Raw genomic sequence first — 18,834 nt, forward strand, 5'->3', positions numbered from 1 at the left:
CCGCTGGTCGACCGGTCCTGGGATCCTGTACGCATGACACCGCTCAACGGCTCGGCGGACGGGCGCTCCTCGGGGGCGGGAATGCCGAGCCTGCGTGCGGCGCTGGTCGGCATCGGCATCCTGATGGCCGTCCTGTGCCTGGTCGAGCTCGCGATCCCCTCGACGTCGAGGGGGCTCGGCGGATCCCTCCTCGACGGGGCGCTGGTCGCGGTCTTCACCGTCACCGGCCTGCTCGCGTGGTACCGGCGCCCGCACAACGCCATCGGGCGGGTGATGCTGCTCACCGCGCTGGCGCTGTGGGCCTCCGGCACCTACGACGACAGCATCCCGGCGCTCCGCGTCCTGGGCACGCTGACGTCCAGCCTCCCGCTGGCCCTGCTGCTGCACCTGCTGCTCGCGTTCCCCTCCGGCCGGCTGCCCGGCAGGGCCGCCCGCGCCATCGTGGCGGTGGCCTATCTCGTCTCCGTGGCCCCGCAGATCATCGTCGTCCTGCAACCCGGTGCGACCGAGGTGGTCTGGACCCTGCAGGCGGCGGTGGGCATGGTCGCTCTGGCGGCGACGGTCGTCCTCTGGGGCATCCGGCTCTCTCGGATGCCGAGGCTCCCGCGCCGCCAACTGCTCCCGTTCATCGGCTACGGATGCGCGGCCATCGCGGTGATCGGCATGACGGTCGTGATGCTGCACCTCGACTCCCGCCCCGGCGTGCAGCAGGCCGCGACCGTCGTCCAACTGCTCATGCTCGGTGGCCTGCCCGTCGCCTTCCTCGTGGGGCTGACCTTCGGCGCGTTCGGTCACGCGGGTGAGGTCGCGGAGGTGGCCGCGGGCATCTCCGCGGCGTCCGTGGAGCCGGCACTCCTCGATGCGCTCGCGGTGCGGGCTCTGGGCGACCCCAGTGCCCGGATCCTCTGGACGACGGACACGGACCCAGCGCGTTATGTCGACAGCGCAGGGCGCGAGCTCGCCGTACCCGGTGAGCGCGGCTGGTGGCCGATCGGTCCGGTCGAGGCACCTGTGGGCGGGCTCCTCTATGACCGCGAGCTGATCGCGGACCGGAGCCTGGTCGCGACCGTGTCCGCACAGCTCGGACTCGCGATGGACAAGCAGCGGCTGATCGTCGAGCTGCGCTCCGCGGTGCAGCAGCTCCACATGGCAGCGGAGGAGCTGCAGACCTCGCGGCGCCGGATCGTCGTGGCCGCGGACGCCGAACGGCGGCGCATCGCACAGGATCTGCACGACGGCGCCCAGCAGCGGATCGTCCTGGTCGGCATCGACGTGCAGCGGATGGCGCGGCAGGCCGACGACGCGGACTACATCCGGGCGGAGGCGGCGCAGATCGCCGAGCGCTGCGGATCCCTGCTCGACGAGCTGCGCGGCCTGGTCGAGGGCCTCATGCCGAGCCGGCTGAAGGACCACGGCCTGGAGGCCGCGGTATCCGCGCTGGCCGACCAGGTCCGGATCCCGGTGCGGGTCGAGGTCGCCTCCCCTCTCGGCCGGATGGACGCCGAAGTCGAGTCGACCGCCTATTTCGTGATCGCCGAGGCCCTGACCAACGCCGTGAAGCACGCCGGCGCCCGCGAGATCGTCGTGGACCTGGCCGTGCGGGACGGCCGCCTGAAGATCGCGGTGAGCGATGACGGGAAGGGGCCGGTCGGAGCGGTCCCAGGGTTCGGCATGCGCAGCCTCAGGGACAGGGTCGAGACCCTGGGCGGGACGATGACGCTCGAGCCGGCCGCCGACGGCGGGACGACGCTGCGCGCGGAGATTCCGCTCGGCCATCGCGAGGGATAGTGCACCCACAAACGGGTTCGGGCTCTTCGACGAGCTCAGGGACCGGTTGAGAGTGCCGGATCCGTCACCGGTCCAGGAAGCGCATCACGGCCAGGACCCGGCGGTGGTCGTCGGGATCCGGAGGCAGATCGAGGGCCACGAAGATGAGAGCGATGCTGCGCGCGACCGCCTTCTCCGTCACGAAGAGCTCTCGGGCGATGCGCGCGTTGCTGTAGCCCTGCGCCATCAGCTGCAGCACCTCCAGCCGCCTCGGGGTGAGCTGCGCGATGCCGCCGTCCTGGTGGTTGCGGACCTCGCGGCGCACCATCGAGGTGATGACATCCGAGTCGATGCTGGATCCGCCGTCGGCGACGCGCTGAACGGAGTCGAGGAAGTCCTCGAGGTTGAGGATGCGGCGCTTCAGCAGATAGCCGATGCCGTTCGCGCCGTCCGCGAGCAGCTCCATCGCACCGGTGGCGTCCACGTACTGGGACAGCACGACCACGGCCGTCCCGGGAAACTCTCGACGGATCCGCTTCGCCGCGCGCAGACCGTCGTCGGCGAAATCGGGCGGCATCCGGATGTCGGTGAGCACGAGATCCGGCCGGTAGGCGGCGACCTTGCCGAGCAGGTCGTCCGCGTCGCCGGCCGTCGCGACGATCTCGTGACCCTCATCCGCGAGGATGCGGGAGATCCCCTCCCGCAGCAGGAACTCGTCCTCGGCGATGACGACGCGCATACGTGCTCCTGCCTGCCGGTGTGCGATCCCGCCGGTGCCCCGAGAGTACTCCCGCAGAACCGCCGCCCACACCTCTCGGGTGCGGGCGGCGGCTCGGATCCGTGGTTCCCCAACTCCTCGGATCCCCCGGGTCCCCAGTGGGTCAGTCGGCCGGCGTGATCGGCTTGATCTCGGCGACCTGCGGCAGGTTCGCCTTCTCCTGGTCGGTGAGCGGGCGTGCGACGCTGTCGTAGAGCGGGTCGGCGTCCTTCTTCGGGATGTCGAAGTGCACCCCGAAGAGCTTCCAGGTGGTCTTGCCCATCGTGACGGTGAAGTCGCCGGTCACCCGGTCGGTCAGCGACCGCGACCACATGTTGTAGTTCGAGTAAGGGCTCATCGTGTAGTTGTGCACCTTCGTGGTCTCCTTGGTGTCGGACCAGGTGCCGCCGTACTTGTGGCTGAGGCCCGCCTCGAGGATCCCCTTGATCGTCAGCTTGGCGGACCCGGTGGTCTCGACCGAGGAGGTGGTGGTGGCCACGACCTTGGTGGTGAAGCTCTCCGGACGCGCCGTGTCGGTGTTGTTCGCGCCACCGGCGACCAGCCTGCGCTGATCGGGACCGTCCACCTTCGTCACCGGCGTGAACGTGCACGACGCCATCCCCGAGATGCAGGTCTGGTTGAGCAGGTCGGCCTGCCGCTGGGCGTCGGAGGCGGGCACCGAGATCGTGGAGAACTCCTTCTCCGAGAGGATCAGCCGGCCGGCGGTGATGCCCTGGTTTTCGACGGTGAAGGTGGCACCGGCATCCGTGCGGATGTTGGTGCCGCTGAACGCGTCCACCACGAGCGTGGCCTCGAACGCCCCGATCCGGATCGAGCCGTCGGCCAGGGCCTCGCTGTAGTTGAAGGTGAGAGTCGTCTCGCCGCGCTTGGCGAAGTAGTACACCTTCTCGTAGCGGTAGGACTGACCGGGGAGGATCTTCGTCCCGGTCGGCCGGTACTGATCGCGCTCGCCCGGGCTGCCGATCCCGGTCAGCTCCAGGGTGTGCTTGGTCGTGTTGACGATGTCGAACCCGCGGGTGACGTCGGCCGTGGCCGCCGCGCGCACCGGGGTCGCGGCCGACGCGGGGGCGGCGGTGGCGACGCCGATGGCGATCGAGCCGAGCACGGTGGCGCCGACGAGCCCGGCTCCGACGAGGCGTCTGGCGGTGGTGTTGTCAGTGGTCTTCGTGGTGTTCATGGTGTCCTTCTCTCACTGCCCGCGGAGGGCGTCTGCGGCATCCCGATCCGGGAAGTTCTCGTACTGAAAAGGCTAGAAATCGACGCGCCGGCGGCCGATGGTCGTGCCACCACAGCGATGTGGTGCCTGCACCACATCGCGGGCTCGGACGCGGATCTCCACCCGCCGGGCGCGGACTCCGCGCGCTGAGCGCAGATCTCCACCCGCCGAACGCGGATCTCCACCCCAGGGCGGTGCCGCCGGATCCGGCATCGGAGGAGCATCGAGGACATGAACCTCTCGATCGTCTCCAACGTCCTGCTGATCCTCGTCGCGGTCGGCGTGATCGCCGTCCGGCAGATGACCTGGCGTCCGGTGCTCGGCACCCGCGACTGGAGTTTCCCCGCAGTGGCGGCGATCCTCGGCGTGGCACTGCTGCTGCAGTCCCTGAACGGGCGCGGGCTCGGGGTCATCGACGTCGTCGCGTTCGTCGTCGAGATCGTGATCGCCGTGGTCGTGGGCGCCGCGATGGGCGCGATCGCACACATTCGCCGCATCGCCCGCCCGGACGGCGCCGTCCCGGTCACGGCGGGGATGCCCGCCAAGGCTGCGGCCAGGGCCGCCGCCGAGTTCGAGACCCGCACCTCGCCCTGGGGCCTTGCACTCTGGGTCGTGCTGATCGGCGTGCGCGTGGGCCTGACCTTCGCGTTCGAGTCGTTCGGCAGCCACCTCGGGATCTCGGCCGGACTGATCCTGCTCGTGCTCGCCGCGAACCGCGCAGCCAGGACCCTCGTGCTGCACCACCGGGTCGAAGGGCAACACCGCGGCACCGCGCAGGACGCATCAGCGCGCATCATGGTCTCGTGACCCGCATCAATCCGCTCACCTGGTGGAGCGCCGGCATCAATCTCGCCGGCGCTCTCGCCGTCGCCTACGGACTGTGGCGGGCCGCCCCCGTGGTCTCGCCGTGGGTCACCGCCCTCGCCCTCGTCGGGCTCGTGGCCTGGGTGATCCGCACGCTGGTCGCTGCGACCCGGGGCGGAACGGATCCGGTTCCTCCAACAGGGGTGCAGGCGCCGGCCGCTCAGGCGAGGACGTCTCCGCCATCCGGCCGGGCGTCGCTGCTCGCGATCGGTCTGCTCGCCGTGATGACGATCGCGGGGAGCCTCACCGCGGTTCCGACGCGCGGGGTGGGTGTGGCGCTGCTCGTGGTGGCGGTGATGACCGTGACGAGCGATCCCCAGACGCCGCTGCCGGTCTTCGGCGGCGTCGCGGTCGTGGGGGCGCTCGGGATCGCGCTGGGCGCCGCGCTCGCGCAGGCCGGCGCGACGGGGACGGCCGGATCCGAGGTCGACGTCCTCGGGTTCGCCGGGATCGTCGCCGCCCTCGTGCTGTGCGTGATCGCGGGGCTCGGCCGGCGGGCGCAGCGCGTGCTCCTGATCGAGAGGGAACGTGCAAGCGCCGAGGCGTTGCGGGCGCAGGCGACTGCCGCGAGGGTGGCGCTCGCCCGTGACCTGCATGATGTGCTGGCGCACAGCCTGGGCGGCCTCGTGGTGCAGCTGGACGCGGCCGAGGCGCTGCTCGTCGCGGGTGACGCCGGTCGCGCGGCGGAACGGGTGACAGCCGCGAGGCGGCTCGCCGTGAACGGGCTGGAAGAGGCGCGTGAGGCCGTGCGGGCACTGCGCGAGCCGGCCGAGCAACCGGGGTCCGACACGGCGGCACCGGTAGCGCCGGACGAACTCGAGGTCCGGATCCGCGCACTCGTCACCGGGGAGAAGAGCGCCCGCCTCGACGTCGCCGGCGTGCCGCGCTCGGTACCGGCCGCGCTCGCCGAGGCGCTGATCCGCGCGGTGCAGGAAGGGCTGAGCAACGCGCGCAAGCACGCGCCGGGCGCCGAGGTGCGGGTCGGGCTGATCTGGCATCCTGACCGGGTGGAGTGCACGATCGAGAACCCGGCCCCCGCGGCGCCCGCTCAGGACAGGGGGCTCGTCGCGACCGGTGGCGGCTTGGGGCTGCGCGGGGTGCGGGAGCGCTTCGCCGCGCTCGGCGGGACCGCCCGTGCAGGTCTGGTGCCGGACCCTTCGACGGGCTCAGGAACCGGCGGTGGTGCGGGCGCACGGAGCGATCGTTTCGAGTTGCGAGTGGAGGCGCCGGCGTGACCGAGCGGATCCGCATCGTGCTCGCCGACGACCAGGCGATCATCCGCGACGGGCTGGAGACGGTGCTGAGCCTCGTCGAGGACTTCGAGGTCGTCGGCGCCGCCGGCGACGGGGCCGAGGCCGTGGCGCTCATCGCCGCCACCCATCCCGATGTCGCGCTCATGGACTTGCGGATGCCGGTGCTGGACGGCGCCGCCGCGACTCGGCGAGTCACGGCGGAGACGCCGGGCACCGCCGTGCTGGTGCTCACGACCTTCGCCGACGACGCCGACATCGTCGCCGCGCTGCGCGCCGGCGCCCGCGGCTACCTCACCAAGGACGCGGGGCGGGCGGAGCTCGCCGCCGCGATCCGCGCGGTCGCCGCAGGACAGTCCACGTTCTCCGCCCCGGTGCGCGACGTGCTGCTGGGACGGATCGGCGCGCCGCACGCCGTCACCCCCGATGCCGCCGCGCCGGATGCGCACGGGCGCGTCGAGCCTTCCCTCGCGGACACGGATCCGGATCCGGCCTCGGCGACGGCCCTCGCCACGCGGTTCCCTGCGCTCACAGCTCGGGAACGGGAGGTCTACGCGCTCATCCTGCAGGGCCGGTCGAACGGCGAGATCGCCGAGGCGCTCTACGTCGGGGTGGCCACGGTGAAGACGCACGTCAACGCGCTGTTCGCGAAGCTGGGCGTGCGCGATCGCGCGCAGGCGATCGCGAAGGGACTCGGGAGCGTCTGAGGCACAGTGGGCGCGGATCCCGCACATCACGATCTTCACCCGATGTCCGGGATCATCCTCAGGGATGACGTCGCCCTGAGAAGGGCCGCTTACAATCGTGAGGATGTCAGGGGGGCGAATGCGTCGGATCACAGGCCGTCGGATAGGGGCGCTGGTCGCCGGTGCCGTTGCGGCGGCACTCGCGTTGAGCAGCTGCTCGGGAACCGCGGCAGCCCCCTCGTACTCGCCGAAACCGCAGGTGCAGGGCGGACTGCCGTCCGATACGCAGGACCAGATCAAGGCGGCCGTCCAGCGCGCGATGGCGGCGAGCGGCTCGAGCGGCGCGATCGTCGGCGTGTGGGCGCCCTGGGGCGGATCCTACGTCGAGGGTCTCGGCACCGTGTCCGTCGAGGACAAGACCCCGGTGAGCACCGACATGTCGTTCCGGATCGGCGATGTCACTCGCCTGATGACCTGCGACGTGCTGTACGCGCTGGCCGACCGCGACGCGGTCAAGCTCGACGCGTCGATCACCGAGTACGTCTCGGGTGTGCCGGATCTGCAGGACGTCACCCTGCTGGATCTGTGCAACGGCACCGGCGGGATCGGCTCCTCCCAGGCGACGGCGATGCCGATGTGGCTGAGCAACCCCGACCGGCAGTGGGAGCCGAAGGAGCTGGCGTCCTACGGGCTCGCCCAGAACCGGACGCCCCCGCACACCGGCTACCGCGACTCCGATGCGGGGTATCTGCTGCTCGGGCAGGCGCTGGAGCGCGCCACAGGCCAGACCGCGGCGCAGCTCATCCGCCAGTACGTGACGGCTCCGCTCGGGCTGGGCTCCACGTCGCTGCCCGGTCCCCAGGCCGCCGCGCCCACCCCGTCGCCTGCGTTGAAGGGCTCCTACCTGACCCAGGTCGACGGCGCCTATCAGTGCGCGAAGCCCACGGACATCACCGTGAGCTCGTCGAGCAACGGCTACACCGACTCGGGAGTGGTCTCCACGATCGCCGATCTCGGACGGTACGTGCAGGCCGAGGCGGCGCAGGCGCTGCGGGTGAAGAAGACCCCGAAGCGCTTCGGCACCCCGCTCCCCATCGCGGACGGAGCCCCGAGCTGGTACCAGACCACCGGCGGCGCGAAGCTGGTCGGATCGATGATCGGCCAGCACGGCGGGACGCCCGGCTACCTGACTGCGGCCTACTCCGACCCGGCGACCGGTTTCACGGTCGCCGTGGTGCTGAACGATTCCACGGTCGGCGACGCGTTCGCGGGTGACCTCGCGTTCGAGCTCGCGGCGATCGCCTCCAAGGCGCCCGCGGGCAAGGGCCGGACGGCGCCGGAATTCGCCCTGCCGTTCACCTCGGACGACTACGCTAAGGCGGTCGACGGCGCGGCCATCTGCCCGCTGCCGCAAGGCTGATGCAATACTCCCGTCGAGCGCGGGAGTATTGGTTCGGCTGGTCCGCTCATCTGCCGGAAGACAGCTGAGCGGACGGCTCGACGCCTCCCGCGTTCGACCGGCTTGCAGGTCGAGGCGCACGCACGACCCGAGGAGCAACCATGGCGATCGTCGACAACGGCATCTATGTGGACGGCGTCCGCACCGACACCCCGCACACGCTGGATGAGACGTTCGAGCTCATGCACGACCGCGGCGGCATGGGCTGGATCGGCCTGTACCGCCCCAGCGAGGAGGAGGTGCGCCAGGTCGCCGCGGAGTTCGGCCTGCACGAGCTCGCCGTGGAGGATGCGCTGACCGGGCATCAGCGCTCCAAGCTCGAGCGCTACGGGGAGACCCTGTTCATCGTGCTGCGCCCCGCTCGCTATCTGGACGCGAACGAGGAGGTCGAGTTCGGCGAGCTGCACGTGTTCGTCGGCCCGAACTTCGTCGTCACGATCAGGCACGCCGAGACGCCGAGCCTGAGCAGGGTGCGCGGCCGTATGGAGCACGACCCCGAGCTGCTCGCCCGCGGCCCCGAGGCCGTGCTCTACGCGGTCCTCGACGAGCTCGTCGACGAGTACTCGCCGGTGCTGGCGGGTCTGGAGAACGACATCGACGAGATCGAGGCGCAGCTGTTCCTCGAGGAATCCGACGTCACCCAGCGCATCTACGAGCTGAGCAGCGAGGTCATCGACTTCCAGAAGGCCACGCAGCCGCTGCAGCCGATGCTGGAGAACCTGCTGCGCGGATCCGCGAAGTACGCCGTCGACCTGGAGCTGCAGCGCTACCTGCGCGACGTGCTCGACCACATCCTGACCCTGTCCGAGCGCGTCTCGACGTTCCGCGCCAATCTCGACAACGCGCTCACCGTGGAGGCGACGATCGTCGCCCGGCGCCAGAACGAGGAGATGCGCCGGATGACCGAGGAGAGCATGCGGCAGGGCGAGGAGGTCAAGAAGATCTCCAGCTGGGCCGCCATCTTCTTCGCGCCGACCATCGTGGCGGGCATCTACGGCATGAACTTCGAGGTGATGCCAGAACTGAAATGGGCCGCCGGCTATCCGATGGCGATCGCGCTCATGGTGGGCGGCGGATTCGCCTTGTACCTGGTCTTCAAGAAGCGCGGCTGGCTCTGACCGACCGGGGTCGTTGAGCGAGCGAAGCGAGACGAAACGCCGTCCTTCGCGAGAGCGCCGCGTTTCGTCTCGGTCGCGCTTCGCGCGTCCTCGCTCAACGACCAGTTGTCGTCAGTGCGATCACCGCGAGGGCGGTGACGGTGACCAGGATCCACAGGATCGCGCCGAGCGCGAGGGGCCGCCAGCCGGCACGGCGCAGCGCGGCCACGTCGGTGGACAGTCCGATGCCGGCCATCGCGGTGGCGATGAGGAACCCGCTGGCGTGCACCATCGCCTCGCGCGGGCCGGCCGGGATCACGCCGAAGGATCCGATCACCGCGACGACCAGGAACCCGACGAGGAACCACGGCACCAGCCCGACCACGCCTCGCAGGGTCAGCCGCCGACCCTCGGTCGCCCGGCGCGACTCGATGACGGAGAGCCCGATCGAGATCGGGATGATCATCAGCGTGCGCACGAGTTTCACCACGACCGCGTACCCGAGCGCGGCCGCGCCGAAGACGCTCGCCGCGGCGACCACCGAGCTGGTGTCGTTCACGGCGGTGCCGGCGAGCAGTCCGAAGGTGTGCGGATCCATGCCCAGGGCATGACCGAGCAGGGGGAAGAGCACCACGGCGAGGATGTTGAAGACGAAGATCGTCGACACCGCGTACGAGACCTCCGCGCTGAGCGCGCCGATCACCGGCGACACCGCGGCGATCGCGGAGGCCCCGCAGACCCCGGTGCCGACGCCGATCAGGGTGCGCAGGCGCTGGGGCACGCGCAGCGCCCGGCCGATGATCCAGGTGCCGAGCAGGCACACGGCAAGAGTCGACAGCATCACCGGCAGCGTCTCCGCACCCACGCGCAGGATCGCGTCGAGCGACAGCTGCGCGCCCAGCAGCACCACGGCGAGCTGCAGCAGGAACCGACCCGAGTACTCCACACCGGGCTGGAAACGCGCGCCGGGCCGACGGATCACCGCGATGACCACGCCGATCACGATCGCGGGCAGGGCGGATCCGAGCACCGGAATCGCCGCGCCGATCAGCGTGGCGACGACGGCGATCGGCACGGTGAGCGCCAGGCCCGGCAGCACGTCCGCCCCGCGCGCGACGAGGCGGGAGGGGAACGTGCGGGCAGGGCGGAACATCATGGATCCAGGCTCGTCCGTCGACGTCGACCGCGGTATCCGGCGGCGCTCGATAGGGGTACAGTCGTGGACTGTGGCAAGCCAGGTGACAGAGGGAGCGATGCCCGACCTCGGAGCGCTCGAGCTGCTGGTCGCTGTCGTGCGCACCGGCTCGATTTCCGCCGCGGCGCGGGAGACCGGCGTGACCCAGCAGTCGGCGTCGGCACGTCTGCGCGCGGTGGAGCGTCAACTCGGACTGTCGCTGTTCCACCGCGCCCCGTCGGGCACCCGCCCCACGCTCGAGGGCGAGGTCGTGGCGTCCTGGGCGGACGATGTGCTGGCGGCGGTCGGCCGGTTCCGCACCGCGACGCGCACCCTGCGTGGCGAGAGCACCGCACGGCTCACCGTCGCGGCGAGCCAGACCGTGTCGGCGCAGCTGCTGCCACCGTGGCTCGTCGCACTGCGCGGGCGCCAGGTCGAGGCCGGGCGCACGCCGACCGCCGTGCAGCTGCTCTCTGGCAACAGCACGGAGGCGCAGGCGCTGGTGCGCGAGAGGCACGCGGACCTCGCGTTCATCGAGTCGACCGAGGTGCCGGTCGATCTCGGCGCGACCACGGTGGACCAGGACGAGCTCGTGCTGGTCGTGGCGCCGGGGCACGCCTGGAACGGTGGCGGCCCCATCGCGTTCGAGGCGGCCGCCGACGAGCCGCTCGTGGCTCGCGAGCAGGGCAGCGGCACGCGACGCGCCTGGGAGGACGAGGTGCGCCGCCGGCTCGGCCGGGACCCCGCGGAGCCGGCGGTGGTGCTGCCGACCTCGGCGGCGGTGCGCTCCGCGGTCGCGGGCGGACTTGGGGCCGCGGTGATGAGCCGGCGGGAGGCCGCCGACGACATCCGGCTGGGCCGACTGCGCGCGGTGCGCACCGCCGGCGAACCCGTCATCCGCCCGATCACGGCGCTCTGGCGCGGGGGAGCGCGCGACCTCTCCCCGGCCGCCCGGGAGCTGATCGAGGTGGCCGTGGCGACCGCGAAGGAACGGGCGGCGAAGCAGGGACGCTCGGCGCGATAGTCTCACCTCGTCGCGATACTGCGGCCGTCGCGCCGCCGTCGCCATCGTCGGAAGGAACCGGATGCCCTCGCTCGTGCTCTTCGGCCTCGCCGCGGTGCTGCTGTGGTCGCTGGTGTCGCGCCGCTTCGAGCGCTGGGGCGTCGCGGGCCCGGCGATGCTGCTCGTGCTGGGCGCCGCGACCACGGTGTGGGACCTGCCGACCTATGCGACCGCCTTGGATTCTCCGGTCACCGAGAAGATCGTCGAGGTCATCCTCTCCCTCCTGTTGTTCGCCGACGCCACCGAGGTGCGCGGCGGCATCTTCGGGGGCGAGGGCAGGGTCACGGCGCGGCTCGTGCTCATCGCGCTGCCGCTGTCGCTCATCCTCACGGCAATCGCGAGCGTGCTGCTCATCCCCGAGTCGTTCGTGGTGATCGGGGTGATCGCGTGCGTGGTCATGCCGACCGATTTCGCTCCAGCCGCCCGGTTGCTGCGCACCAAGCGCCTGCCGGAGCGGATCCGCGCGATCCTCAACGTGGAGAGCGGCTACAACGACGGCCTCGTCTCGCCGATCTTCGGGATGGCGCTGCCGATCGCCGTCGTGCTCGCCCCCGTGGTCCGGCAGGCGATCGCCACCGGATCCGACACGGTCAACGTCACGGATGAGGATCTCGGGCACAACGTCGACAAGATGACGGAGGCATTCCTGAATGCGGTGCCCGCCACGCTCTGGGCCGTCGTGATCGGCGTGGTGCTCGGCGGTCTCGTCGGCCTCGTGCTGCGGATCGCGCGCGACCGGAACATCGCGAGCGAGGGCGGTGCGCGCTACGCCATGCTGCTGCTTCCGCTCATCGCGTACGGCATCGCGACGATCCCGGCCCTCGAGGCGAACGGCTTCGTCGCCGCCTTCGTCGCCGGTCTGATGTACCGCGTGGCCCGCACCCGCGGCATGGAGCTGCGGGTGATCCCGCATGCCGAGCTGCTGCTGGTCGAGGAGGTCGGCACGCTCACCGCCAACTTCGTCTGGTTCATGCTCGGCGGTGCGGCGCTGCTCGCCTTCACCGACTCCTTCGACTGGCGGGTTCTCGTGCTGGCGCTGCTCGCGCTCACCCTGCTGCGGCTCGGCCCGGTGTACCTCTCGCTGATGGGCAGCTCCGTGGGGCGCGGAGACCGGGTGCGGATCGGCCTGCTCGGGCCGCGCGGCACGGCGACGATCGTGTTCGGCCTGCTCGCGTACAACGCGCTGCCCGATGAGGACGGCAACATCGTGCTCCTGGTCATGGTCGTCACCGTCGTCGGCAGCATCCTGCTGCACGGCATCGCGGCGCCGCTCGTGCTGCGTCGTCTCTCGCCGGGCAACACGGCCGCGCGGGCCGAGGGCTCGGCGACGCCGCACTGATCGGCGCCGCCCTGTCGTGACCGAGCGGCGGTCTCGCCCGGCTCGGCAGCCGGCGGACCGCCGGTCATGCGCTGCGCACGGGGCGGGGGTCAGGGAGCCGAAAGGCCCAGATGTTTGTAGAGCAGTTCCATGGCGAACGGGATCCCGGTGTTCAGGGCGCCTGCGACGTGATCGGCTCCCGGTGCTTCATGGAACGTGGTGGTGAAGCCGGCGTCCTCGGCGCGCTTGGCGTCGCGCTTCGTCCCCGGGATGTATCCCGGATCCGCACCGCCGACGGTGAACACGGCGAGGTGGCCGGCGAACTTCCCGGGGTTCTCCGCGATCCCCGCCTCGGCCTTGAGCGCGTCGAACTTCGCCGCGTCGCCGCCGAAGAGCGTCTTGATCGCCTCGTCGCGCCACTCCACGCCCGGGTACTCGTCCGGTGAGATCGCCACGATGTTCCCCCAGATGTCCGGGTGGTGGGTCGCCCATGTGAACGCGCAGGCGCCGCCGTTCGAGTAGCCCATGATCGTCCAGTAGCTGTGGTCGAGCAGCACGTTGAGGTTCTTCGTCGCGTAGGCCGGGATGTCGGTGTTGAAGTAGGCGGGCACGTCGCCGTACTTGGCGGTGTTCGCGCAGACCGGATCCGACTTGGTGACGCCGAGCTGATCCGCGACGATCACGATGGGCGCGAGGCCCTTGTTCTTGGCGGCGAGGTCATCGAGCGCCTTTGCGATGAACGTCGCGTCCGGATCGCCGGGATAGCCCATCATCATCACGATCAGGGGGAGCCGCGGGGGATTCGCGGTGCGCGCCGCGGGCGGTAGGTAGAGGACCGCATCGCGGGGCCGGAAGCCGCCGGTGGCGGGGATCGCGTGCGAGCCGCTGAGCACGGCCGTCTCGCCGGTCTTCGGCATGTCCGCCGGCGGGTACCAGGACTCGTAGAGCGGGCCGCTCGTGGTCTCGGTCGGGACCGGCTTGGGCAGCACGTCGATCTTGTCGTCGGTCGCGATGCCGAGCATCGAGCCGACCGTGGTGTTGACGCCGAACGCCGCATTGACGCCGAGCGTCGTGGAGAGCAGGGAGAGGATCACCACGAGCACCGCGACGACTTTCCGCCAGACCCGGCGCTCCCACAGCGACACGATGCCCAGGAGGATCGCCGCGAACCCTGCCGGCACCCAGAACCAGCACGCGTAGGGCATGGCCGGCCCGAAGGCGTGCGACGTGTTCACGAATGCCACGAGTACAGCGCCTCCGCCGATCCCGACGGCGAGGGCGATCACGATCCGCCACAACCACGCCGGGCTGGGCCGGCGGATCAGGACGACGATCACGGCCACGATCGTCAGCCCCCAGATCGTGAGCGGGAGCGGGCCGTCGATGACGTTGAGCTTGAAGAACCAGGTCATCGATGGCTCCTGTTCGGTGGTCAGTCGTATCGCGCGCGGCACGAGTGACTCTAGTCCGGTGCCGATCACAACCGGTCAGACCGGAAGCCGGGGGAGCTGCCAGTCGAAGAACACGGCGAGCATGCGCAGCAGGAACGCCACCGCGAATCCGGCGAGGAGCGCGAGCCCGGGTGCCCGGGTCCAGCGCAGCAGGATCCCCGTCACCAGCGCACCGGCCAGGGCTGCGGTGCCGTAGACGCTCTGCGACAGCACGAAGGGCACCCGGTTCAGGATCACGTCCCGCACGAGGCCACCGCCCGTGGCCGTCATCGTGCCGAGCGCGGCGACCACCCAAAGGTTTGCGCCCCGAGCAGCGGCTTTCTCCGCGCCGCCGACGGCGAACAGGGCCAGACCAACGGCGTCCGCGGCGGCGAGTGCGAGGGCAGGGATCTCGTCGACCGCGGCGAGCACCCCGAACGTGGCGAGCGCGGCGCCGAGCGCGACGATGATCCGGATCCGCGAGGAGAACGCCGCCGGAGGGAGGTCGCCGAGCAGCACATCGCGGAGGATCCCGCCGGCGAGCGCGACGATGAAACCCACCACCAGCACACCGAGCAGATCCAGGCCGGCATGTGCGGCGGCCGCCGCACCCTCGACGGCGAACAGGCCGGTCGCCACGATGTCGAGCGTGTCGAAGAGGCGGGCGCTGATCGCGGGGCGCGGCCTCGCGAGGAGTTTGGATGCGGTGGCCTTCACGTGGACAGCTAAGCGTCTCGCGGCCGCCCGCGGAGGCATCGTCGCGGCGTGGCGGACCCCACTCCGCGTCCCCGGCGTGTGATCAGCCGCGCATGTAGACCCCGCGCACGAGGGGCGCCGGATCCGCGTCCGCCGGCACGGCCGTGTCCAGTTCGAGCACGAGGCGGTCGCCCTCCGCGCGCAGTCGCATCACGGTGCGGCCGCGGTCGGATCGACGGTCGAGGACGAGGGCGTCCCCGTCCCAGACCGCCGTGCCGGGCGTCGCCGGGGTGAAGCCGTAGGTGTCGAACCACCAGAACCCCGCCCCGGCCACCACGGCGTGCGCCACGAGCGGAGCGCCGTCGGCGCCGTCGCGCGACTCCACGTAGTCCAGCAGGATCCCGTCGGGACCGGGCTCGACGCTCAGCGCGCCGCGGGCGGATCCGGCCTGCGTCCAGGCCGTGGGGAAGAGCTCCTCCGTCCCCGTCCAGTCGCCGAGCAGTGCCTTCAGCCGAGGATCCGGTGCCATGAGGACGAGCCTACGCGGGGAGCGGCCGGCGTTGTCGGACTGGAAAGATCCGCGATTCTTTGCGCGTAAGATCGCGAAAAGCCGAGGGATCCCCGCCGTCCGGCTCAGTACTCTGAGCAGGTTGTCCGGGCGAGGTCGCCTGGAGCCCCGTCATCGCTGACGGGCACAGAGGAGGTAGCTATGGCAGTTATCGGCATCGTGCGCGAGCCTGCGGGCGAGGCGCGCGTGGCCGCGACCCCGGCGACGATCGCGCAGCTTCGCAAGCTCGGTCACGACGTGGTCGTGGAGCGCGGAGCGGGGTCGGATGCGTCGTACCCCGACGAGGCCTACGCGGCCGCGGGAGCGACGCTGGTCGAACGTTCGCAGACGTGGGGCAGTGAGATCGTGCTGGCGATCACGCCGCCGGATCCGGAGCGGATCGCCCTGCTCGCCGACGGGGCGACGTTCATCGCGCTGCTGTCGCCGGCGCTGCGCCCCGACCTCGTCGAGTCCCTGGCCCAGCGCGGCATCACCGCCCTGGCGCTCGACGCCGTGCCGCGCATCTCGCGGGCGCAGTCGATGGACGTGCTGAGCTCGATGGCGAACATCGCCGGCTACCGGGCCGTGGTCGAGGCCGCGCACGAGTTCGGCCGGTTCTTCACCGGCCAGGTGACCGCCGCCGGCAAGGTGCCGCCGGCGAAGGTGCTCGTGGCGGGCGCGGGCGTCGCCGGCCTCGCCGCGATCGGTGCGGCCTCGAGCCTGGGCGCGATCGTGCGCGCCACGGACCCGCGGCCGGAGGTGGCCGACCAGGTGACCTCGATCGGCGGCGAGTACCTGCCCGTCGACGTGGCTGTGGAGAAGTCCTCCGACGGCTACGCCAAGGCCACGAGCGAGGCGTACGACCGCCGCGCCGCCGAGATCTACACCGAGCAGGCCGCCGACGTCGACATCATCATCACCACGGCGCTCATCCCGGGGCGTGCCGCGCCCCGGCTCATCACGGCGTCCGATGTCGCCGCGATGAAGCCCGGCAGCGTGATCGTCGACATGGCGGCGGGCCAGGGCGGGAATGTGGAGGGATCCGTCGCGGGCGAGCGCATCGTCACCGAGAACGGCGTGATCATCCTCGGCTACACCGACCTCGCCTCACGCCTGGCCGCCCAGGCCTCGCAGCTGTACGGCACGAACGTGGCGAACCTCGTCGCCCTGCTCACCCCGGGCAAGGACGGCGTGCTCACGATCGACTTCGACGACGTCGTGCAGCGCTCGGTCACGGTCGTGCGCGACGGTGCCGTCACCTGGCCGCCACCGCCCGTGCAGGTCGCGGCGGCTCCGGCGAAGGCGCCGGTCGCCCTTCGACAGGCTCAGGGACCGGAGGGGGCGGCACCGGCGAAGAAGGGCATGTCGGCCGGCCGCAAGGCGCTGCTGATCGTGCTCGGCATCGCCGCGCTGTTCGCGGTGAACGCCTTCGCGCCCGCGCCGCTGCCTCAGCACTTCACGGTGCTGACGCTGTCCGTCGTGATCGGCTTCTACGTGATCGGCAAGGTGCACCACGCGCTGCACACCCCGCTCATGTCGGTGACCAACGCCATTTCGGGCGTCATCGTGGTCGGCGCGATGCTGCAGATCACGGATCCGAATCCGGTCGTCCAGGTGATCGCCGCGATCGCCGTGCTGCTCGCATCCATCAACATCTTCGGAGGGTTCGCGGTCACCCGTCGCATGCTCGCCATGTTCACGAAGGGCGGCCAGAAGTGACCGTCGGGGCTCTCTCCACTGCCGCGTACATCGTCGCGGCCCTGCTGTTCATCCTCAGTCTCGCCGGGCTCAGCAAGCACGAGACCGCGCGCTCCGGGGTGATCTTCGGGATCTCCGGCATGGCGATCGCGCTGCTCGCCACGGTGTCGCTCACCGTCGCGAACGCCTGGACCGGCGGTGCCGTGATCGGACTGGTCTTCCTGTTCGTCGCCCTGATCGTGGGAGCGGGGATCGGCCTGTGGCGCGCCAGGGTCGTCGAGATGACAGGCATGCCCGAACTCATCGCGCTGCTGCACAGCTTCGTCGGTCTCGCCGCCGTGCTGGTCGGCTGGAACGGCCACCTCGCCCACGCGAAGATCGCCCCCGCCCTGGTCGGGATCCACAACGCCGAGGTCTTCATCGGCATCTTCATCGGCGGCGTGACCTTCACCGGATCCATCGTCGCCTACCTCAAGCTGTCGGCGCGGATCTCCTCGAAGCCGCTCATGCTGCCCGGCAAGAACGTGCTGAACATCCTGGCGCTCGTCGCGTTCCTGGTGCTCACGGTGTGGTTCGTGATCGACCAGCAGCTGTGGCTGCTGATCGCGGTCACCCTGCTCGCGTTCGCGCTGGGCTGGCACCTCGTCGCGTCGATCGGCGGTGGTGACATGCCCGTCGTCGTCTCGATGCTGAACAGTTACTCGGGCTGGGCGGCGGCCGCGGCGGGCTTCCTGCTCAACAACGACCTGCTCATCGTCACCGGTGCGCTGGTCGGATCCAGCGGTGCCTACCTCTCCTACATCATGTGCAAGGCCATGAACCGGTCGTTCCTGTCCGTCATCGCCGGTGGATTCGGGATCGTGGCGTCCGCGTCGGGCGACGAGGAGCACGGCGAGCACCGGGAGATCAACGCGGAAGGCGCGGCCGACATGCTCACCTCCGCGAAGAGCGTGGTGATCACCCCGGGCTACGGGATGGCGGTCGCGAAGGCCCAGTATCCTGTCGCCGATCTCGTCTCCAAGCTGCGCGAACGCGGCATCGACGTGCGCTTCGGCATCCACCCCGTCGCGGGACGCCTGCCGGGCCACATGAACGTGCTGCTCGCTGAGGCGAAGGTGCCGTACGACATCGTGCTCAGCATGGAGGAGATCAACGACGACCTCGCGTCGACCTCCGTCGTACTGGTGATCGGCGCGAACGACACCGTCAACCCCGCGGCAGCGGAGGATCCGGGCAGCCCGATCGCCGGCATGCCGGTGCTGCGGGTGTGGGAGGCCGAGAACGTGATCGTGTTCAAGCGCTCGATGGCCGCCGGCTACGCGGGCGTGCAGAACCCGCTGTTCTTCCGGGAGAACGCGCAGATGCTGTTCGGCGACGCCAAGCAGCGCGTGGAGGACATCATCGCGGCGCTCTGATCCGCTCCGCCCAGTGCGCCGAAGGTCGGTCTCCCTGACGGGGGCCGACCTTCGGCGCGAGAGGCCCGCGGGCCGGCGTTCCTGAGCGCACGCGCGTCTTCGCGGGCCGCTTTCCTGGGAGAACCCGATGGATCCGGTGAACGGATCGGGAATGATGCCCATGACCCCTGTCGCCGCTGGCCGCGCAGGCCTACTTTCGGTGCGGGACCCGATGCCGGGGAGCGCCTGGCGTCCTCCACGGCATCGAGGCCCCTTCCTCTCACGAAAGGTCCCTCGATGTTCCGTTCCCGATTCGGCACCGCCGGGGCGCTCGGCGCCCTCGTGCTGGCGGCCGCGGCCGGCGGTGCGGCCGGCGCGCTGCCGGCCGCCGCTGCTC

Annotated in this window: 16 protein-coding genes; 10 read left to right on the forward strand and 6 right to left on the reverse strand. The window is 70.9% G+C overall.

Going from position 1 to position 18,834, the window contains the following annotated elements:
• Positions 1 to 33: 33 nt before the first annotated feature.
• Positions 34 to 1,788 carry a sensor histidine kinase gene (locus AB4078_RS17680; protein WP_441978215.1) on the forward strand — a complete coding sequence of 585 codons (1,755 nt, stop codon included), beginning with the start codon at positions 34 to 36 and terminating at the stop codon, positions 1,786 to 1,788.
• 64 nt (positions 1,789 to 1,852) lie between these two features.
• Here AB4078_RS17680 and AB4078_RS17685 read toward each other — a convergent pair whose 3' ends face one another.
• Positions 1,853 to 2,506 carry a response regulator gene (locus AB4078_RS17685; protein ID WP_441978216.1) on the reverse strand — a complete coding sequence of 218 codons (654 nt, stop codon included), beginning with the start codon at positions 2,504 to 2,506 and terminating at the stop codon, positions 1,853 to 1,855.
• Positions 2,507 to 2,648: 142 nt separating this feature from the next.
• Positions 2,649 to 3,722 (reverse strand): hypothetical protein, encoded by a 1,074-nt coding sequence (locus tag AB4078_RS17690; RefSeq protein ID WP_441978217.1) that lies wholly within the window; start codon positions 3,720 to 3,722, stop codon positions 2,649 to 2,651.
• Between the two features lie 270 nt (positions 3,723 to 3,992).
• Here AB4078_RS17690 and AB4078_RS17695 point away from each other — a divergent pair, with 270 nt between their 5' ends.
• The 5 genes from AB4078_RS17695 to AB4078_RS17715 all read left to right on the forward strand — a co-directional run bounded on the left by AB4078_RS17695 (position 3,993) and on the right by AB4078_RS17715 (position 9,138).
• The gene (locus tag AB4078_RS17695) at positions 3,993 to 4,568 is read left to right on the forward strand and encodes a hypothetical protein (protein ID WP_441978218.1); all 576 of its coding nucleotides are present in this window, start codon (positions 3,993 to 3,995) and stop codon (positions 4,566 to 4,568) included.
• Positions 4,565 to 5,860, forward strand: a complete 1,296-nt coding sequence (locus tag AB4078_RS17700) for a sensor histidine kinase (RefSeq protein ID WP_441978219.1) — start codon at positions 4,565 to 4,567, stop codon at positions 5,858 to 5,860. The genes AB4078_RS17695 and AB4078_RS17700 overlap by 4 nt, the downstream gene beginning before the upstream one ends.
• Positions 5,857 to 6,582 carry a response regulator gene (locus AB4078_RS17705; protein WP_440732555.1) on the forward strand — a complete coding sequence of 242 codons (726 nt, stop codon included), beginning with the start codon at positions 5,857 to 5,859 and terminating at the stop codon, positions 6,580 to 6,582. Before AB4078_RS17700 ends, AB4078_RS17705 begins: the two co-directional genes overlap by 4 nt.
• 118 nt (positions 6,583 to 6,700) lie before the next feature.
• A complete protein-coding gene (locus AB4078_RS17710) occupies positions 6,701 to 7,981 on the forward strand; it encodes a serine hydrolase domain-containing protein (RefSeq protein ID WP_441978220.1) in 1,281 nt (426 codons plus the stop codon).
• Between the two features lie 140 nt (positions 7,982 to 8,121).
• Positions 8,122 to 9,138, forward strand: a complete 1,017-nt coding sequence (locus tag AB4078_RS17715) for a magnesium and cobalt transport protein CorA (protein WP_440732553.1) — start codon at positions 8,122 to 8,124, stop codon at positions 9,136 to 9,138.
• A gap of 94 nt (positions 9,139 to 9,232) precedes the next feature.
• On the opposite strand, the gene AB4078_RS17720 is transcribed toward AB4078_RS17715, so the two are convergent.
• Positions 9,233 to 10,273, reverse strand: coding sequence for a YeiH family protein (locus AB4078_RS17720; RefSeq protein ID WP_441978221.1), 1,041 nt, complete (start codon positions 10,271 to 10,273; stop codon positions 9,233 to 9,235).
• Between the two features lie 97 nt (positions 10,274 to 10,370).
• On the opposite strand from AB4078_RS17720, the gene AB4078_RS17725 reads away from it, so the two are divergent.
• Together AB4078_RS17725 and AB4078_RS17730 are read left to right on the forward strand one after the other, a co-directional pair.
• Positions 10,371 to 11,315, forward strand: a complete 945-nt coding sequence (locus AB4078_RS17725) for a LysR family transcriptional regulator (protein ID WP_441978222.1) — start codon at positions 10,371 to 10,373, stop codon at positions 11,313 to 11,315.
• Between the two features lie 61 nt (positions 11,316 to 11,376).
• Positions 11,377 to 12,693, forward strand: a complete 1,317-nt coding sequence (locus AB4078_RS17730; RefSeq protein ID WP_441978223.1) for a cation:proton antiporter — start codon at positions 11,377 to 11,379, stop codon at positions 12,691 to 12,693.
• 89 nt (positions 12,694 to 12,782) lie between these two features.
• On the opposite strand, the gene AB4078_RS17735 is transcribed toward AB4078_RS17730, so the two are convergent.
• The 3 genes from AB4078_RS17735 to AB4078_RS17745 form a co-directional block, all read right to left on the reverse strand.
• Entirely contained in the window at positions 12,783 to 14,084 is a 1,302-nt protein-coding gene (locus tag AB4078_RS17735; RefSeq protein ID WP_441978224.1) for an alpha/beta hydrolase, read from the reverse strand.
• A gap of 75 nt (positions 14,085 to 14,159) precedes the next feature.
• Positions 14,160 to 14,819 (reverse strand): trimeric intracellular cation channel family protein, encoded by a 660-nt coding sequence (locus AB4078_RS17740; protein ID WP_441978225.1) that lies wholly within the window; start codon positions 14,817 to 14,819, stop codon positions 14,160 to 14,162.
• An 82-nt stretch (positions 14,820 to 14,901) separates the two neighbouring features.
• Entirely contained in the window at positions 14,902 to 15,327 is a 426-nt protein-coding gene (locus tag AB4078_RS17745) for a hypothetical protein (protein ID WP_441978226.1), read from the reverse strand.
• 180 nt (positions 15,328 to 15,507) lie between these two features.
• On the opposite strand from AB4078_RS17745, the gene AB4078_RS17750 reads away from it, so the two are divergent.
• Both AB4078_RS17750 and pntB read left to right on the forward strand, forming a co-directional pair.
• Entirely contained in the window at positions 15,508 to 17,064 is a 1,557-nt protein-coding gene (locus AB4078_RS17750) for a Re/Si-specific NAD(P)(+) transhydrogenase subunit alpha (RefSeq protein ID WP_441978227.1), read from the forward strand.
• On the forward strand, positions 17,061 to 18,458 hold the full coding sequence (gene pntB, locus AB4078_RS17755; RefSeq protein WP_441978228.1) for a Re/Si-specific NAD(P)(+) transhydrogenase subunit beta: 1,398 nt from the start codon (positions 17,061 to 17,063) through the stop codon (positions 18,456 to 18,458). Before AB4078_RS17750 ends, pntB begins: the two co-directional genes overlap by 4 nt.
• Positions 18,459 to 18,834: the final 376 nt, after the last annotated feature.

It is taken from the genome of Microbacterium sp. 2MCAF23, from assembly GCF_052115565.1.
GTDB lineage: Bacteria > Actinomycetota > Actinomycetes > Actinomycetales > Microbacteriaceae > Microbacterium.